Raw genomic sequence first — 17,046 nt, forward strand, 5'->3', positions numbered from 1 at the left:
TGCTGCTACGGGACCGCGTGCATCTTATAGACCCGACATCTTCTTGATCGCGCCCTTGAGCTCTTCGTCCGAGCAATCGGCGCAGGTGCCCTTCGGTGGCATGGAATTGATGCCCGTGATCGCCTTGGCCAACAGACCGTCCAGGCCGCCCTGTTCCTTGGCGCGCTTGCCCCAGTCGGCGCTGTCGCCGATCTTCGGTGAGCCCAGCAGGCCCGAGCCGTGGCAGGCGTTGCAGTGTTTGCCGATCACATCGTCAGGCGACTTCGCGCCCCCGCCCCCGCCGCCGCCCGCAGTGGCCGCGACGTCCATGCCCGGGCATTCCTTGCCTTGCACGCAAACCTGCCCGACCGGTTCGAGTCGCTTGGCAAGATCGTCTTGAGTGGTGGCCTGGGCGGTCAGCACCCACATGGCCAGACCTGCAACTGCAGCGAGGATCTTATTGGTATGGTTCACGCTTTCACCCTCATGGTGGCTATAACGCTCCTGCGATCACGGTAAGTCGCAGGTGACGAGATTATAGCGGGTCGCCCGTTGGTCGTAACATCCCTGAAGACAGCAGGGTTATTGACACATCGACCCGAGGGCTTCGCCCCCCACCGGCACAAGGATGGGGAGAACGCGTGAATCAGAAGTTCGCCGGGGTGGCAGCGCTGATGAGCCGAGCCGGTGCGTCGAACGGATTGCGGAAGCGATGGGGTCGGGTGCTTTCGAAATAGTAGCTGTCGCCAGCCTCGAGCACATAAGTATCGAGACCGACCACCAGCTCAAGGCGTCCTTCGACCAGAATGCCGGTCTCCTCGCCTTCGTGGACCAGCATCTCGTCGCCCGTGTCGGCGCCTGGCGGATACACCTCGGTGAGAAACGCTATCGCCCGGCCAGGATGGGATTTGCCCACCAGCTTCATGGTCACGGCGCCGTCCGAAATATCGATCAGCTCGCTGGCCTTGTACACCACCTGCGTGGGGTTCTGCGGCTCAAGCTCTTCGGAAAAGAACTCCACCATGGACATTGGAATGCCGCCCAGCACTTTTCGCAGGGAGCTGATCGAGGGGCTGACGCTGTTCTTCTCGATCATGGAAATGGTGCTGTTGGTCACGCCCGCTCTTTTGGCGAGTTCACGTTGCGACAGACCTTTCAGTTTGCGAATGGATTGCAGTCGTTCGCCGACGTCCAATGCGGGGGTCCTCCTTATAGTCAATCACGGTCTACGGGTCGCAATGATCGCAACCGCGTTCAGTATTTACAACACTTGACCAGATTAGCAAAGGGACCCGCACCCGCCAGCGTCGGCGGGTGTTTGTCTGAGGTGGGCGCGCCTAAGGCCTCAAGCCTCGGAATAGAGCCGTGGCACGCGCTTGAGGTTGCAGAAGATCTGATAGGGAATGGTGCCGGCACTGGAAGCGACGTCGCTGGCCAACACGTTCTTGCCCCACAATTCAACGCGGCTGCCCAGGCCTGCGCCTGGAACGTTGGTCAGGTCGACGCAGAGCATGTCCATGGACACGCGCCCCAGCAGCTGGCTGCGATGGCCGTCAATCATCACCGGCGTGCCAGTGGGTGCCTGGCGTGGATAGCCGTCGGCATAACCCATGGCCACCACGCCGATGCGCATGGGGCGGTCGGTGACGAAGGCGCCGCCGTAGCCAACGGGCTCGCCAGCGGGCAGTTCACGGACGCAAATGACTTTGGATTCGAGGGTCATGACCGGTTGCAAGCGGTCAGCTACCGGTTGCGACTGATCGAAAGGTGTCGCGCCGTACAGCATGATCCCGGGGCGGACCCAGTCGCTCGGCACCTTGGGCCAGCCCATGACGCCTGGGGAATTGCGCAGGCTGATCTCAGCCGACACCCCTTCGCGCGCCGCCTGGAAGATCGCCACTTGTTCGTCGGTGCGGGTGCTGTCGAGTTCGTCGGCGCGGGCGAAGTGGCTCATCAACACCACTTTAGCGACCTTGCCGCTGGCCTGCAGGCGCTGACAAGCCGCCTGATATTCGGCGGGGTGGATACCGACGCGATGCATGCCCGAATCCATCTTCAACCAGACCGTCAGCGGCTTGCCAACCGCCGTGCGCTCAATGGCCTCGAGCTGCCAGGTGGAGTGCACCACGCACCAGAAATCGTGCTCGACAATCAGCGAAAGCTCGTCAGCCTCGAAAAAGCCTTCCAGCAGCAGAACCGGCGCACGAATCCCCGCTTGGCGCAGTTCCAGGGCTTCCTCGATGCAGGCCACGGCAAAACCGTCGGCCTGGGATTCCAGCGCCTGGGCCACCCGTACCGCGCCGTGCCCATAGGCATCGGCCTTGATGACCGCGAGCGCTTTGGCACCCGTGGTTTCGCGGGCCAGTTGGTAGTTGTGGCGCAGGGCTTGAAGATCGATGAGGGCGCGGGCTGGACGCATGGTGTGGCTTCTTGTTCAAAGAATTCAGATGACCTGTAGGAGTGAGCTTGCTCTGGGCCGCATTCGGACGATTGCGGTGGATCAGAACCATTGATGAATCTGACAAACCGCAATCGTCCGAATGCGGCCCAGAGCAAGCTCACTCCTACAGGTACGGGGGTTACGGCAGAGCCGCGACTACGGACATCTCGATCAGCACATCCGGCGCGGCCATCTTCGCTTCGACGGTGGCACGGGCTGGGGCGAAGCCTTTGGCCAGCCAGGTGTCCCAGATGCCGTTCATGGTGGCGAAGTGGGAGCCGATGTCATTCAGGTAGATCGTCACCGACAACAGACGGCTCTTGTCGGTGCCAGCCAGATCCAGCAGGCGCTCGATGTTGCCGAGCACCTCGCGGGTCTGTTGCTCGATGTTCCCGGTCATGTCGTTGGCCACTTGGCCGGCAAGGTAAACGGTGCCGTTATGGATGACGACCTGACTCATGCGCTCATTGGTGAGCTGGCGCTGTACTGACATGTTTTGCGATCTCCTTGGAACTGCCATAGCGGGAAATATCGAGGCCTTCGGCGCTGATCTGAGGCTTTTTGCGGGCGATCAGGTCGGCCAGCAAACGACCGGAGCCGCAGGCCATGGTCCAGCCCAGTGTTCCGTGGCCGGTATTGAGGAACAGGTTGCGATACGGTGTGGCACCCACGATAGGCGTGCCGTCCGGCGTGGTCGGGCGCAGGCCGGTCCAGAAACTGGCCTGGGCCAGATCGCCGCCCTGAGGATAGAGATCGTTGACGATCATCTCCAGCGTTTCACGCCGACGGGGATTCAGCGAGAGGTCAAAACCGGCAATCTCGGCCATGCCGCCGACGCGGATGCGGTTGTCGAAACGGGTGATCGCCACCTTGTAGGTTTCGTCCAGGATGGTCGAGGTCGGGGCCATGGCGGAATTGGTAATCGGCACAGTCAGCGAGTAACCCTTGAGCGGATAGACCGGCGCCTTGATGCCCAGCGGCTTGAGCAACTGCGGAGAGTAGCTGCCCAGCGCCAGCACGTAGCGGTCAGCGGTTTCCAGCTTGCCGTTCACACGTACGCCGTTGATCCGGTCGCCCGCGAAATCGATCGACTCGATCGACTGGCCGAAACGGAATTCAACGCCTAACTTCACACACATCTCGGCCAGGCGCGTGGTGAACATCTGGCAGTCGCCGGTCTGATCGTTCGGCAGACGCAGGGCGCCGCTCAGAATGTTGCTGACGCTGGCCAGCGCCGGTTCGACCCGGGCAATGCCTTCGCGATCCAGCACTTCGTAAGGCACACCGGCCTGTTCCAGCACGGCGATGTCCTTGGCGGCGTTGTCCACCTGCTCCTGGGTGCGGAACAGCTGGGTAGTGCCCAGGCTGCGGCCTTCGTAGGCAATACCGGTTTCGGCGCGCAGTTCGTCCAGGCAATCGCGGCTGTACTCGGACAGGCGCACCATGCGCTCCTTGTTCACGGCATAGCGGTTTTGCGTGCAGTTGCGCAGCATTTGCGCCATCCACAGATACTGATCGATGTCGGCTGTGGCCTTGATCGCCAGCGGAGCATGACGCTGCAACAGCCATTTGATGGCCTTGAGCGGCACGCCCGGCGCGGCCCACGGCGAGGCATAGCCAGGCGAAACCTGACCTGCGTTGGCGAAACTGGTTTCCATGGCAGCGGCAGGCTGACGGTCGACGACAGTCACCTCGAAGCCAGCACGGGCCAGGTAATAAGCACTGGTGACACCGATTACGCCACTTCCAAGGACCAGAACGCGCATGTTGATTTCCTCATCGCGGATATCCGCTGACGTTTTCAAGTTTTAAACAAGGATGTGCGCAGTATATGCAGCGATGAGCAGTGCATTTAACTGTATAAAATCCTATATTCAGCTTTAATTCTCGACAACGAAGGCTTTGACCAGAGGGGGTTGTTCGATGCGCACCCAACACCAGTCCAAACGTGAGCTGGACAAGATCGATCGCAACATCCTGCGCATCCTGCAGGGCGACGGCAGAATCTCCTTCACGGAGCTGGGCGAGCGCGTGGGGCTGTCTACCACGCCCTGTACGGAGCGGGTCAGAAGGCTTGAGCGCGAAGGAATCATCATGGGCTACAGCGCCCGCCTCAACCCGCAGAATCTCAAGGCCAGCCTGCTGGTTTTCGTCGAGATCAGCCTGGATTACAAGTCCGGCGACACCTTCGAGGAATTCCGCCGCGCCGTGCTCAAACTGCCCCATGTACTGGAGTGCCACCTTGTGTCAGGGGACTTCGACTACCTGGTCAAGGCGCGCATTTCGGAGATGGCGTCCTATCGCAAGCTGCTGGGGGACATCCTGCTCAAACTGCCCCATGTGCGGGAGTCCAAGAGCTATATCGTGATGGAAGAGGTGAAAGAGAGCCTGAACCTGCCGATTCCGGAGTGACCCGCAGGCTAAAACTTCACCCGTAGCAGCACGGCTTGCCGGCGGGAGCGGTGTGTCAGTCGATGCATTCGTTACAGAAACACCGCTCCCGCCGGCAAGCCGTGCTGCTACGGGTTCGGCGTCAGACCAACACCTGCCGCGTCGAGGCGATGAATTCGTGGACCTGCTTCTCGACTTTGGGGTGGATCAGGACTTCTGGGCGGCGGCCATTGGGGCATGGCAGAGACGCTGTGGTGCCGAACAGCCGACAGATCATCGGGCGTTCGTCGTAGACCGTGCAGCCGTCGGGCCCGAGATGCACGCAGTTCAATTCGTTGAGCGCCGCTTCCTGCTCCGCGGCTGTCTTGCGCGGCAGGCGGGCCATTTCTTCGGAAGAGGTGGTGACGGGGCCGCAGCAGTCATGGCAGCCGGGCACGCATTCGAAAGACGGGATCTGCCGCCGCAAATCGCGGATTTTCTGGCTGTTGCAGCTCATCGCGTCAGATTTCCCTGTGAAAGGCCCTATTGTGCCTCACACCTGGCGCGGGCAAAACCTGCGGGCGATCCCTGCCCTCCCTGCGCCATCCCAGGCTTCGCGGGTAACGGCCAGCTCAGTCCTTCCAAAATGGTTTGATCCCCTCGTTACGCGCCTGCTCATAGCTCAAGCCGATATCGCGCAGCTGGTCAGCTGTCAGCCGAAGCAGCGCACGGCGGGTCGCCCGACGATGCTGAAACAGCCCCCACAGGCTCAAACCTTCGGGCGCGTTCACGCGGACCGATACGCCCTGCTCTTCGACCAGCTCCTGTGCATACAGCGTCAACCTGACATCGCTCATCCCGCTCATTTCCAGACACCTCATCATGGGTTTGCAGTGAATCCATGATGCGTCTGTATGAAAAACCGTTACAGATCCAAAGAATTCCAATTTTTTGCATACAGATTCAGCACAGCCCTGGCTGAATGCTGTATTTTTGCCCTATCTGTATCGGTCGAATATCGGAACATCCTGCGGGAGTACGCCATGACCCTCTACGTCAATCTTGCCGAACTGCTCGGCACGCGCATCGAAAACGGCTTCTATCGCCCCGGCGACCGGCTGCCGTCGGTCCGTGCCTTGAGCCTGGAACATGGCGTGAGCCTGAGCACCGTGCAGCAGGCCTATCGATTGCTGGAAGACAACGGACTGGCGTCCCCCCGGCCCAAGTCAGGGTATTTCGTCCCAGTAGGACGCAAGACACCCGCCTTGCCCGCCGTAGGACGCCCCGCACAGAGGCCTGTGGATATTTCGCAATGGGACCAGGTGCTGGAACTGGCCCGCGCCACGCCCAGCCCGGATATCGTGCAACTGGCCCGTGGCATGCCGGACATCACCAGCCCCACGTTGCGACCCTTGATTCAGGCGCTGGGCAAGATCAATCGCCGCCTGGACATGCCCGGCCTGTATTACGACAACGTCCACGGCACCCAGGTGTTGCGCGATCAGGTCGCGCGGTTGCTGCTGGACTCGGGCACCAGCATCGCGCCGGATGACCTGGTGATCACCACCGGGGCGCAAGAGGCACTGGCCGTCAGCATTCGCTCGATCTGTGAGCCCGGCGATATCGTCGCCGTGGACTCGCCCAGCTTCCACGGCGCCATGCAGGCCCTCAAAGGCCTGGGCATGAAGGCGCTGGAAATCCCCACGGACCCCATCACCGGTATCAGCCTGGATGCGCTGGAGCTGGCGCTTGAACAATGGCCGATCAAGGCCATACAGCTGACGCCCAACTGCAACAACCCGCTGGGCTACATCATGCCCGAGGACCGCAAGCGCGCCCTGCTGACCCTGGCGCAACGCTTTGACGTGGCGATCATCGAGGATGATGTCTACGGCGACCTCGCCTACAACTACCCTCGCCCGCGCACCATCAAATCCTTCGACGAAGATGGCCGCGTGCTGCTCTGCAGCTCGTTTTCCAAGACCTTGGCGCCGGGCCTGCGGGTGGGCTGGGTAGCGCCGGGGCGCTATCTGGACCGCGTGCTGCACATGAAGTACATCAGCACCGGCTCCACCGCGACCCAGCCGCAACTGGCGATTGCCGAATTCCTTCAGGCCGGCTTCTACGAGCCGCACATGCGCCGGATGCGCGGCCAGTACCAGCGCAGCCGGGACCTGATGACCGACTGGGTGACCCGCTATTTTCCGGAGGGCACGCGGGTCAGCCGCCCGCAGGGTGGCTTCATGCTCTGGATCGAGCTGCCGGAGGATTTCGACTCCCTGCGTCTGAATCGCGCACTGGAAGGCCAGGGCGTACAGATTGCAGTCGGAAACATCTTTTCGGCGTCGGGCAAATACAGAAACTGCCTGCGCATGAACTTCGCCGCCAAACCCACACCCCAGATCGAAGAGGCCGTGCGCAGGGTAGGCGTCACGGCCGCACGGCTGATGGCGCAAACTGAGCCGGCATGACTTAACCTTTTGCCGAAAATGCGGTCATATCGCCATGGTGGACCATTCGGATGACTGCGTTGACACACAAATGGGCACTGCCCCTCTTTCTGGCTTTTGCCCTGGGCCTGGGTGGCTGCACTCATTCGCCCGTGCAACAGGATGGTCCAAGCCAGGCGCTGCTGGCGTCGGAATCCGCCTTTGGCCGCTCGATCCTGGCCCAGGCCGCACCCCATGAAGGCCGCTCGGGCTTTCGCCTGCTGCCCAACAGCACCGAAGCCTTCATGGCGCGAGCCGAGCTGATCCGCAACGCCAAGACCAGCCTGGACCTTCAGTACTACATCGTCCACGACGGCCTGAGCACCCGGGCGCTGGTGGACGAACTGCTCAAGGCCGCCGATCGCGGCGTGCGCGTGCGCATCCTGCTGGATGACACCACCAGCGACGGCCTGGATGAAGTCATTGCCACCCTCGCCGCCCACCCCAACATCCAGATTCGCCTGTTCAATCCGCTGAACCTGGGCCGCAGCACCGGCGCCACCCGCTCGCTGGGCCGGCTGTTCAACCTGTCGCTGCAACACCGGCGCATGCACAACAAGCTCTGGCTGGCCGACAGCGCCGTGGCCATCGTCGGCGGGCGCAACCTGGGCGACGAATACTTCGACGCCGAGCCCAACCTGAATTTCACCGACATCGACATGCTCAGCGTCGGCCCGGTCGCCGAGCAGTTGAGCCACAGCTTCGACCAGTACTGGAACAGCACCCTGAGCAAGCCGGTCGATGATTTTCTGTATTGGCCGCCTGACATGAAGGATCTGGCCGAAGCGCGCAAACGCCTGGCGGCATCGCTGGATCAGTCTCACGTCGAGAAGAAGGCCCTGTATGAACGGCTGATGGCCTACAAGACCCATCCACGCATGAAGACCTGGCTCAACGAGCTGATCTGGGCCCATAACCAGGCGCTGTGGGATGCGCCGACCAAGGTGCTGTCTCGCGGCGAGCCCGATCCGCACCTGCTGCTGACCACCCAGCTGAGCCCGGACCTGCTGAACGTGCATCAGGAACTGATGATGATTTCGGCGTATTTCGTGCCCGGCCAGCAGGGCCTGACCTACCTGACCGGCCTTGCCGACAGCGGCGTATCGGTGAGCCTGCTGACCAACTCGCTGGAGGCCACCGATGTGCCTGCAGTGCATGGCGGCTACGCGCCCTATCGCAAGGCGCTGCTGGCCCATGGCGTGAAGCTGTTCGAACTGCGCCGCCAGCCTGGAGACCCGAGCAACCGCGGCAGCGGGCCGCGTTTTCTGCGCACCAAGACCTTCAAGGGCGGCTCCGAATCGAGCCTGCACAGCAAGGCGATGATCTTCGACCAGCGCAAGACCTTCGTCGGCTCGTTCAACTTCGACCCGCGCTCGGTGCTGTGGAACACCGAGGTCGGCGTGCTGGTGGACAGCCCCGAGCTGACCGGCTACCTGCGTGATCTGGCCCTGCAAGGTATGGCGCCGGCCATCAGCTACCAGGCCAAGCTGGAAAACGACCGCGTGGTGTGGGTCACCGAAGACAACGGCAAGATGCACACGATCTACAAGGAGCCCGGCGACTGGTGGCGCAGGCTCAATGCCTGGTTTGCCAGCGCGGTAGGCCTTGAGCGGATGCTTTAAGCCGCGACAGGTTGCGGACCGAACGCCTCTCGGCGCCGGGACAACACCACCAGGCCCATGGCGCCCGCAGCCATCAACAACGGCAGCGCCTGTCCGCTGATCCATTGGCTTCCCGCCCCGGCCGCCAACGGCCCGAGCAGACAGCCGACGCCCCACAGCTGCGCCACGTGGGCGTTGGCCCGCACCAACGCGTCGTCGCGATAACGCTCGCCGATCAGAATCAGCGACAGGGTGAACAGCCCGCCCGCGCTGGCGCCGAACAGCACCCACAGCGGCCAGATCGCAATCGTGTCGATGAACAGCGGAATCGCCAGGCTCGACAGCATCAGGGCCAGCGCGCATCCGGAGAACAGGCCCCGGCGCGAAATCCGGTCGGCCAGCGCACCAATCGGCAGTTGCAGCAAAGCGTCGCCGACCACCACGGTGCTGACCATTGCCAGGGCAATTTCAGGGGTAAAGCCCTGCTCCAGGCAATACACCGGCAACAAGGTCAGAATCATCGCTTCAAAACCGGCGAACAAGGCAATGGCCCACGCGATGGCAGGCAATTCCCGACAGAAGCCGCCCAGATCGCGCAGGCTGACATGACTTTCCTCGGCACTCGGCGCGCCGGTTCGCCCCAGCAGCACGAACGGCGAGACAGCAAGCAGGGCTGTGCCGATCCAGAAGCCGTAGTCGTGCCCGGTGCCGATCACGCCCAGCAGCACCGGCCCGCCCAACTGGCTCAGGGCATAGCAACTGCCGTACAGCGCCACCAGCTTGCCGCGCAGGTTTTCGGTGACCAACTGGTTGATCCAGCTTTCGCCGAGGATGAACACCATGGTCAGGATCACGCCGAGCATCAGGCGCAAGCCCAGCCAGATCCAGTAATGCGGGAGCAGCGCTAAAAGCCCCACGGAAATCGAACCGCCCCACAGGCACAGGCGCATCAGGTTCGCCGTGCCCAGCATCGCCGCCAGGCGACTGGCCAAGCCCGCGCCCAGCAGCACGCCGATGGCCGGCATCGCTGCCATGACGCCGATCGCGAAGCTGCCATAGCCCCAGGCCTCAAGGCGAAGCGACACCAACGGCATGCTCACGCCCAGCGCCAGGCCGACGCTCAGCACGGACGACAGCACCGCAAAATAGGTACCCCAACGCATTGCTGCCCTCCCGCCGAGACAAAACAGCCGGGCTCTTTTGAGGGGAACCCGGCTGCTCATGATATCGATGTTGCCTGAACCGACGCCTTCGCGAGCAAGCTCGCTCCCACAGGCGTAAGCGATCCCTGTGGGAGCGAGCTTGCTCGCGAATGAAGCCGCCGCGCAGTTCAGGCGTCTGCGCGAACCCTTCTTACAACTTGATCCAGGTCGCTTTCAGCTCGGTGTACTTGTCGAACGCATGCAGCGACTTGTCGCGGCCGTTGCCCGACTGCTTGAAGCCACCGAACGGCGCGGTCATGTCGCCACCGTCATACTGGTTGACCCACACGCTACCGGCGCGCAGCGCACGAGCCGTCAGGTGCGCCTTGGACAGGTCTGCCGTCCACACCGCCGCTGCCAAGCCGTAAGGCGTGTCGTTGGCGATCTGCACCGCTTCTTCTGCGGTATCGAAGGTCAGCACCGACAGCACCGGCCCGAAGATTTCTTCCTGGGCGATCTTCATGGCGTTGGTCACGCCGTCGAAAATCGTTGGCTCCACGTAGGTGCCGCCGGTTTCCTGAAGAATGCGCTTGCCGCCAGCGACCAGCTTGGCGCCATCGGTGTGGCCGGCTTCGATGTACGACAGCACGGTGTTCATCTGCTGGGTATCGACCAGCGCGCCCACGTTGGTCGCAGGGTCCAGCGGGTTGCCCGGCTTCCAGGCCTTGAGCGCCTCGATCACCATCGGCAGGAATTTGTCCTTGATCGAACGTTCCACCAGCAAGCGCGAACCGGCGGTACAGACTTCGCCCTGGTTGAAAGCGATGGCACTGGCCGCCGATTCAGCCGCTGCCTGCAGATCAGGCGCATCAGCGAAAACGATGTTCGGGCTCTTGCCGCCCGCTTCCAGCCAGACGCGCTTCATGTTGGATTCGCCGGAGTACACCAGCAATTGCTTGGCGATCTTCGTCGATCCGGTAAACACCGCAGTGTCGACGTCCATGTGCAGCGCCAGCGCCTTGCCGACGGTGTGACCGTAGCCCGGCAGCACGTTCAGCACGCCAGCAGGAATGCCGGCTTCGATAGCCAGTTGCGCAACACGGATGGCGGTCAGCGGGGATTTTTCCGACGGCTTGAGCACCACCGAGTTACCGCTCGACAGCGCAGGGCCCAGTTTCCAGCAGGCCATCAGCAGCGGGAAGTTCCACGGCACGATGGCCGCAACCACGCCGATAGGCTCGCGGGTCACCAGACCCAGTTGGTCGTGGGGGGTGGCTGCAACTTCGTCATACAGTTTGTCGATGGCCTCGCCACTCCAGCTCAACGCTTGCGCGGAGCCCGGGATGTCGATGCCATAGGAGTCGCTGATCGGCTTGCCCATGTCGAGGGTTTCGAGCAGGGCCAGCTCTTCGATGTTTTCCTTGATGAGCGCCGCGAAGCGAATCATCGCTGCCTTGCGCTTGACCGGTGCCAGACGCGACCAGGCGCCGGAATTGAAGGTCTTGCGGGCGCTTTCCACGGCACGCTGGGCGTCGGCTGCATCGCAGCTGGCAACCTTGGCCAGGAACCGGCCATCGACCGGGCTGATGCAGTCGAAGGTGGTGCCGGATGCGGCGTCGGTGTACTCGCCATGGATGAAGGCACGGCCTTCGATCTTCAGATTCTGGGCGCGTTTTTCCCAGTCAGCTTGAGTCAGGGTGGTCATGAAACGTCCTCCTCTTGTGAATTGTGCGCGCCCTCGCGCTCATGAACCGTGCTGCAGGAGATCACCTGACGCGCTGCCGGATCGGCCAAAGGCATCCGTTACCCTAAACCAGCCTTGAGGGAATTTCCAATATATTGGACAAAAATAGGCTAAAAGGCGTTTTATCGTGCATTTTATTCAACAGCCGGTCTGTCAGTCCGTCAGAGGGATCTGGCACTATCGCAACACAGCCTCACTCAATCACCATCTTCCATCGCCCATTCAGGAGCCAGGGACATGAGCATCGAAAGCATCGTCGATTTCAGCGAAGCCAGCACCAGCGCAGAACGCTACACGCCAGCGGCAGAGAAGATTCTCAAGGGCGATCCGGCGCAAACCCTCTACAACCACTACAACAGCCCCTGCGGGCAGATGAACGCGGGCGTGTGGGAAGGCGAAGTGGGCCAATGGAAGGTCAACTACACCGAGCATGAATATTGCGAGATCGTGCAGGGGGTTTCGGTGCTGCGCGATGAGCAAGGCAACGCCAAGACCCTGCGTGCAGGGGATCGCTTCGTGATTCCGGCGGGGTTCAAGGGGACCTGGGAAGTGCTGGAGGCGTGCCGCAAGATCTACGTGGTGTTCGAACAGAAGTCTTGATTCACGCCAATCCTGTAGGAGTGAGCTTGCTCGCGATTGCGGTGTGTCAGTCACGTCGAGACGTCTGACCGAATGCAATCGCGAGCAAGCTCACTCCTACAGGTGCCGAGGGGTGTCCGAACTGCGCCCACAAAAAAGCCCGCATCGCTGCGGGCTTTTTCGTAAGAGGCGAAAATCAATTACTTGATTTTGGCTTCTTTGTAGATCACGTGCTTGCGAGCAACCGGATCGAATTTTTTAATTTCGATTTTGTCCGGAGTGGTGCGCTTGTTCTTGTCGGTGGTGTAGAAGTGGCCGGTATTAGCGGTCGACACCAGACGGATCAATTCACGCATGATTCTCTCCCTTAAACCTTGGCGCCAGCAGCGCGGATTTCGGCCAGAACAACCGTGATGCCACGCTTGTCGATGATACGCATGCCTTTAGCAGATACGCGCAGACGTACGAAGCGTTTCTCTTCCTCAACCCAGAAGCGATGATGCTGCAGGTTTGGCAGGAAACGACGACGGGTTTTGTTGTTTGCGTGGGAAATGTTATTCCCGGTTACCGGACCCTTACCGGTAACTTGACAGACTCTCGACATGCCTCAGCCCTCTAAAACCACATGCCCAACCCGGCATGGGTTGGCCGCTTAATCTCTCAGTCATTTGGCGCCAGGCGCCGCGTTTCTTCAGGGGTCTTACCGGCCACACCTGCGGTGAAGGCAGCGGGCCCCTAGAAAAGAGCGCTGCTTTATACCAGAAACCCTTTGGAGCAACAACACAAACGACGAATTACCTGCAAGAAACTCAGGGCTTTGAGTCTGGCAGGGCCAGCGCCAAGGGGCGCGACGGGAAATATACCACTCGTCGCGCCAGAGCGATTGTTCTGGGCCGACGCATGGTCTAGGGTTGATCTCTCTCCAGACTGCGCCGGCAGATGGGCCATTTCAGAAAGGAAACTCGCCATGCGCCTAGCTGTTTTACCCCTGTTGCTTGCGTCCCTGTCCGCCCCCCTGATGGCGCAGGCCGCGACCAGCCTGAGCGTTTGCACCGAAGCCAGCCCCGAAGGCTTCGATGTTGTGCAATACAACTCGCTGACCACCACCAACGCCTCGGCCGACGTGCTGATGAACCGCCTGGTCGACTACGACGCCCAGACCGGCAAGCTGGTGCCCAGCCTCGCGGAAAGCTGGAGCGTCTGGCCCGACGGGCTGACCTACGACTTCAAATTGCGCTCCGGGGTGAAATTCCATCACACCGACTATTTCACCCCAACCCGCGACTTCAACGCCGATGACGTGGTGTTCAGCTTCCAGCGCATGCTTGACCCTGCCAACCCGTGGAACAAGGTCGCGGTGCAGGGCTTCCCGCACGCCCAGTCCATGCAGTGGCCATCGCTGATCAAGAAGGTCGAGGCGCCGGATGCCAATACCGTGCGCATCACCCTGGACCACCCGGACGCGACCTTCCTCGCCACCCTGAGCATGGGCTTCGCCTCTGTCTATTCGGCCGAATACACCGCGCAACTGATGAAAGCCGGCACGCCGGAGAAGCTCAACAGCCAGCCAATCGGCACCGGGCCGTTCATCTTCAAGCGTTTCCAGAAGGATTCGGTGGTGCGCTATGAAGCCAACCCGGATTACTTCGCCGGCAAACCGGCGGTCGATGCGCTGATCTACGCGATCACCCCCGATGCCAACGTCAGGCTGCAACGCATCCGCCAGAACGAATGCCAGATCGCCCTCTCGCCCAAGCCGCTGGACGTCAGTGAAGCAGGCAAGGATCCGAACCTGAAAGTCGAAAAGACTGACGCATTCATGACCGCTTTCATCGCGATCAACAGCCAGCATCCGCCGCTGGACAAGCCCGAGGTGCGCCAGGCCATCAACCTGGCGTTCGACAAGGACACTTACCTCAAGGCGGTGTTCGAAGGCTCGGCCCGTGCCGCCAATGGCCCGTACCCGCCGAACACCTGGGGTTACGCCAGCGACCTGCCCGGCTACAAGCATGACGTGGCGAAAGCCAAGGACCTCTTGGCCAAGGCCGGGTTGAAGGACGGTTTCAAGACCACGATCTGGACCCGCCCTTCCGGCAGCCTGCTGAATCCCAACCCCAATGCGGGCGCGCAACTGCTGCAGAATGACCTCGCGGCGGTGGGCATCAAGGCGGAAATCAAGGTCATCGAGTGGGGCGAGCTGATTCGTCGCGCCAAGACCGGCGAGCATGACCTGCTGTTCATGGGCTGGGCGGGCGACAACGGCGACCCGGATAACTTCCTGACGCCGCAGTTCTCATGCGCGGCGGTGAAGTCCGGCACCAACTTCGCGCGTTACTGCGATGAAGGCCTGGACAAGCTGATCAGCGAAGGCAAGGCCGTGCCGGACCAGGACAAGCGCAGCAAGCTGTATCACCAGGCCCAGGAGCAGATCCAGAAACAGGCCCTGTGGCTGCCGCTGGCACACCCGACCGCCTTCGCGCTGACCCGCAAGAATGTGCTGGGTTATGACGTCAGCCCGTTCGGACGGCAGGATTTCTCCAAGGTGATGGTGAAGTAAAACCACAGCCCTGTAGGAGTGAGCTTGCTCGCGATGGCGCAATGTCTGCGAATGATGCACCGCCTGACACACCGCTATCGCGAGCAAGCTCACTCCTACAGGTCATCTTGTGCTTCAGACTGTTACATCAACCCATGCTCCACCATCGACAACGGATCACCGTCGCCGATGATCACATGGTCGATCACCACGACATCCACCATCGCCAACGCTTTCTTCAGGCTTTGCGTCAGGTCGATATCCGCCTGGCTGGCCTCGCACACGCCGGACGGATGGTTGTGGCAGAGGATTACCGCCGCGCAGTTGTGCGCCAGCGCCCGCTTGACCACCTGCCGGGCATGCACATGGGCCATGTTGATCGAGCCCTGAAACAGCGCTTCGAACGCCTGCACGCGGTTCTTGCTGTCCAGGAACAGACACCCGAACACCTCGTGAGGCTCGTGCCGCAGCAAGGCCTTCAGGTAGCTGCGTACCTGTGTCGGGCTACCCATCACCGAGCCGCGCCTGAGGTCCTCGCCCATATTGCGCCGGGCGATTTCCATGACGGCCTGCAATTGCGCAAACTTGGCCGGGCCCAGGCCCATTTCGCTGCTGAACGCGGCCAGATTGGCATCGAGCAGCGCCCGCAGGCTGCCGAACCGGCTCAGAAGATGCCGGGCCAGGTCCACGGCGCTCTTCCCCGACACACCCGTGCGCAGGAAGATAGCCAACAGCTCGGCATCGGAAAGGCTCGCAGCCCCTCGTTCGAGCAACTTCTCCCGGGGCCTTTCGGCGGCTGGCCAATCGCGAATACTCATAGCACCTCCCTGACTGTGGGCGCCGCTGTTCCCGTGCGGTCGCTGTGCTATCTTAGCCATCTTTTTTACGCGGCAGCCGGGCCTTGGGAGGCGACTTGTTTGCCGCGTGTAAACTCGACCAAAAGGCAGGCCTATGCAGCGGCTGTATCGCAAACGAATCGTTCTTGGCGTCGGCGGTGGCATCGCGGCTTATAAAAGTGCAGAGCTGGTGCGTCGATTGCGCGACCACGGCGCCGAAGTACGCGTGGTCATGACCCGTGGCGGCGCCGAGTTCATCACCCCGCTGACCATGCAGGCGCTGTCCGGCCACCCGGTTCACCTCGATCTGCTGGACCCGGCGGCAGAAGCCGCGATGGGCCACATCGAACTGGCCAAGTGGGCTGACATCGTGCTTATCGCACCGGGCACTGCCGACCTGATGGCGCGCCTGGCCCAGGGCATCGCCAACGACCTGCTGACCACCGTGGTGTTGGCCACCGACGCTATCGTTGCAGTCGCTCCGGCCATGAACCAGGCCATGTGGCGCGACCCGTCCGTGCAGGCCAACCTTGCGACCCTGGAATCCCGCAACTTCCGCATCTTCGGCCCTGCCAGTGGCAGCCAGGCCTGTGGCGACGTGGGTTACGGCCGCATGCTCGAACCCAACGACCTTGCGCAACTGGCCGCCGATTGCTTCGAGCGCCTGACGCTGACCGGCAAGCACGTGCTGATCACCGCGGGCCCGACCCAGGAAAACATCGACCCGGTGCGCTACATCACCAACCACAGCTCCGGGAAAATGGGCTTCGCCCTGGCCGAAGCTGCCGTGGAAGCCGGTGCCCGGGTTACGCTCATCACCGGCCCCGTGAATCTGCAGACCCCGGACCGGGTGACGCGCATCGATGTGGTCAGTGCCCGCGACATGCTCGCCGCCTGCGAAGCCGCCATGCCCTGCGATCTGTTCATTGCGTCTGCCGCAGTCGCTGACTACCGCCCGGAAGTCGTCGCCCCACAAAAATTGAAGAAAGACCCTACAAAGGGAGATGGCCTGCTGCTGCAGATGGTCCGCAACCCGGACATTCTGGCGACCATCGCCCAGCGTGAGGACCGCCCCTTCAGTGTCGGTTTCGCCGCCGAAACCGAGAACCTGCTCGACTACGCCGCGCGCAAGCTCAAGGACAAGAACCTTGATCTGATCATCGCCAATGACGTCGCCAACCCAAGCATTGGCTTCAACAGCGAAGAGAACGCCTGCAGCGTGATCGACCGGGCATTGCACGAAACGCTTTTCGCACAGACCAGCAAGGGCAAGATTGCCCGCCAGCTGGTGACTTTTATCGCTGACCGTATGAAACAGGTTTAATCACGT

General features: G+C 61.7%; 18 protein-coding genes. 6 read left to right on the plus strand and 12 right to left on the minus strand.

Annotation, left to right across the window (positions count from 1 at the left end; genetic code table 11):
• Nucleotides 1-24: 24 nt before the first annotated feature.
• From NPS29_RS13265 to dadA, 5 genes are all read right to left on the minus strand, one after another.
• The gene (locus NPS29_RS13265; protein ID WP_425312501.1) at nucleotides 25-408 is read right to left on the minus strand and encodes a c-type cytochrome; all 384 of its coding nucleotides are present in this window, start codon (nucleotides 406-408) and stop codon (nucleotides 25-27) included.
• Nucleotides 409-625: 217 nt separating this feature from the next.
• Nucleotides 626-1,174, minus strand: coding sequence for a cupin domain-containing protein (locus NPS29_RS13270; protein WP_274133093.1), 549 nt, complete (start codon nucleotides 1,172-1,174; stop codon nucleotides 626-628).
• A 150-nt stretch (nucleotides 1,175-1,324) separates the two neighbouring features.
• Nucleotides 1,325-2,398: an alanine racemase gene (gene alr, locus NPS29_RS13275; protein WP_274133094.1), complete on the minus strand. Its 1,074-nt coding sequence runs from the start codon at nucleotides 2,396-2,398 to the stop codon at nucleotides 1,325-1,327.
• A gap of 160 nt (nucleotides 2,399-2,558) precedes the next feature.
• Nucleotides 2,559-2,912, minus strand: coding sequence for a RidA family protein (locus NPS29_RS13280; RefSeq protein ID WP_274133095.1), 354 nt, complete (start codon nucleotides 2,910-2,912; stop codon nucleotides 2,559-2,561).
• Nucleotides 2,884-4,185 (minus strand): D-amino acid dehydrogenase, encoded by a 1,302-nt coding sequence (gene dadA, locus NPS29_RS13285; RefSeq protein WP_274133096.1) that lies wholly within the window; start codon nucleotides 4,183-4,185, stop codon nucleotides 2,884-2,886. Before dadA ends, NPS29_RS13280 begins: the two co-directional genes overlap by 29 nt.
• A gap of 157 nt (nucleotides 4,186-4,342) precedes the next feature.
• On the opposite strand from dadA, the gene dadR reads away from it, so the two are divergent.
• On the plus strand, nucleotides 4,343-4,831 hold the full coding sequence (dadR, locus tag NPS29_RS13290; protein WP_274133097.1) for a transcriptional regulator DadR: 489 nt from the start codon (nucleotides 4,343-4,345) through the stop codon (nucleotides 4,829-4,831).
• A 121-nt stretch (nucleotides 4,832-4,952) separates the two neighbouring features.
• Here the strand turns inward: dadR and NPS29_RS13295 are convergent, their stop codons facing one another.
• Nucleotides 4,953-5,306, minus strand: a complete 354-nt coding sequence (locus NPS29_RS13295; protein ID WP_274133098.1) for a YkgJ family cysteine cluster protein — start codon at nucleotides 5,304-5,306, stop codon at nucleotides 4,953-4,955.
• Nucleotides 5,307-5,421: 115 nt separating this feature from the next.
• The gene (locus NPS29_RS13300) at nucleotides 5,422-5,655 is read right to left on the minus strand and encodes a DUF1127 domain-containing protein (protein WP_274133099.1); all 234 of its coding nucleotides are present in this window, start codon (nucleotides 5,653-5,655) and stop codon (nucleotides 5,422-5,424) included.
• A 177-nt stretch (nucleotides 5,656-5,832) separates the two neighbouring features.
• Here NPS29_RS13300 and NPS29_RS13305 point away from each other — a divergent pair, with 177 nt between their 5' ends.
• Nucleotides 5,833-7,260, plus strand: a complete 1,428-nt coding sequence (locus NPS29_RS13305) for a PLP-dependent aminotransferase family protein (protein WP_274133100.1) — start codon at nucleotides 5,833-5,835, stop codon at nucleotides 7,258-7,260.
• Between the two features lie 59 nt (nucleotides 7,261-7,319).
• Nucleotides 7,320-8,900, plus strand: coding sequence for a phospholipase D family protein (locus tag NPS29_RS13310; protein ID WP_274133131.1), 1,581 nt, complete (start codon nucleotides 7,320-7,322; stop codon nucleotides 8,898-8,900).
• Here the strand turns inward: NPS29_RS13310 and NPS29_RS13315 are convergent.
• A complete protein-coding gene (locus tag NPS29_RS13315; RefSeq protein WP_274133101.1) occupies nucleotides 8,897-10,042 on the minus strand; it encodes an MFS transporter in 1,146 nt (381 codons plus the stop codon). The genes NPS29_RS13310 and NPS29_RS13315 overlap by 4 nt on opposite strands.
• A 190-nt stretch (nucleotides 10,043-10,232) precedes the next feature.
• Nucleotides 10,233-11,726, minus strand: coding sequence for an aldehyde dehydrogenase (locus NPS29_RS13320; protein ID WP_274133102.1), 1,494 nt, complete (start codon nucleotides 11,724-11,726; stop codon nucleotides 10,233-10,235).
• A gap of 276 nt (nucleotides 11,727-12,002) precedes the next feature.
• Here NPS29_RS13320 and NPS29_RS13325 point away from each other — a divergent pair, with 276 nt between their 5' ends.
• On the plus strand, nucleotides 12,003-12,365 hold the full coding sequence (locus tag NPS29_RS13325) for a cupin domain-containing protein (RefSeq protein ID WP_274133103.1): 363 nt from the start codon (nucleotides 12,003-12,005) through the stop codon (nucleotides 12,363-12,365).
• Between the two features lie 179 nt (nucleotides 12,366-12,544).
• On the opposite strand, the gene rpmG is transcribed toward NPS29_RS13325, so the two are convergent.
• Entirely contained in the window at nucleotides 12,545-12,700 is a 156-nt protein-coding gene (rpmG, locus tag NPS29_RS13330) for a 50S ribosomal protein L33 (RefSeq protein ID WP_062379766.1), read from the minus strand.
• Between the two features lie 11 nt (nucleotides 12,701-12,711).
• A complete protein-coding gene (gene rpmB / locus NPS29_RS13335; protein WP_274133105.1) occupies nucleotides 12,712-12,948 on the minus strand; it encodes a 50S ribosomal protein L28 in 237 nt (78 codons plus the stop codon).
• A 363-nt stretch (nucleotides 12,949-13,311) separates the two neighbouring features.
• Between rpmB and NPS29_RS13340 the strand changes: the two genes are divergently transcribed.
• On the plus strand, nucleotides 13,312-14,901 hold the full coding sequence (locus tag NPS29_RS13340) for an ABC transporter substrate-binding protein (RefSeq protein ID WP_274133107.1): 1,590 nt from the start codon (nucleotides 13,312-13,314) through the stop codon (nucleotides 14,899-14,901).
• Nucleotides 14,902-15,023: 122 nt separating this feature from the next.
• Here NPS29_RS13340 and radC read toward each other — a convergent pair whose 3' ends face one another.
• On the minus strand, nucleotides 15,024-15,698 hold the full coding sequence (gene radC / locus NPS29_RS13345) for a RadC family protein (RefSeq protein ID WP_274133109.1): 675 nt from the start codon (nucleotides 15,696-15,698) through the stop codon (nucleotides 15,024-15,026).
• Between the two features lie 133 nt (nucleotides 15,699-15,831).
• Between radC and coaBC the strand changes: the two genes are divergently transcribed.
• On the plus strand, nucleotides 15,832-17,040 hold the full coding sequence (coaBC, locus tag NPS29_RS13350) for a bifunctional phosphopantothenoylcysteine decarboxylase/phosphopantothenate--cysteine ligase CoaBC (protein WP_274133110.1): 1,209 nt from the start codon (nucleotides 15,832-15,834) through the stop codon (nucleotides 17,038-17,040).
• Nucleotides 17,041-17,046 lie beyond the last annotated feature (6 nt).

Source organism: Pseudomonas putida, assembly GCF_028682175.1.
GTDB lineage: Bacteria > Pseudomonadota > Gammaproteobacteria > Pseudomonadales > Pseudomonadaceae > Aquipseudomonas > Aquipseudomonas putida_AD.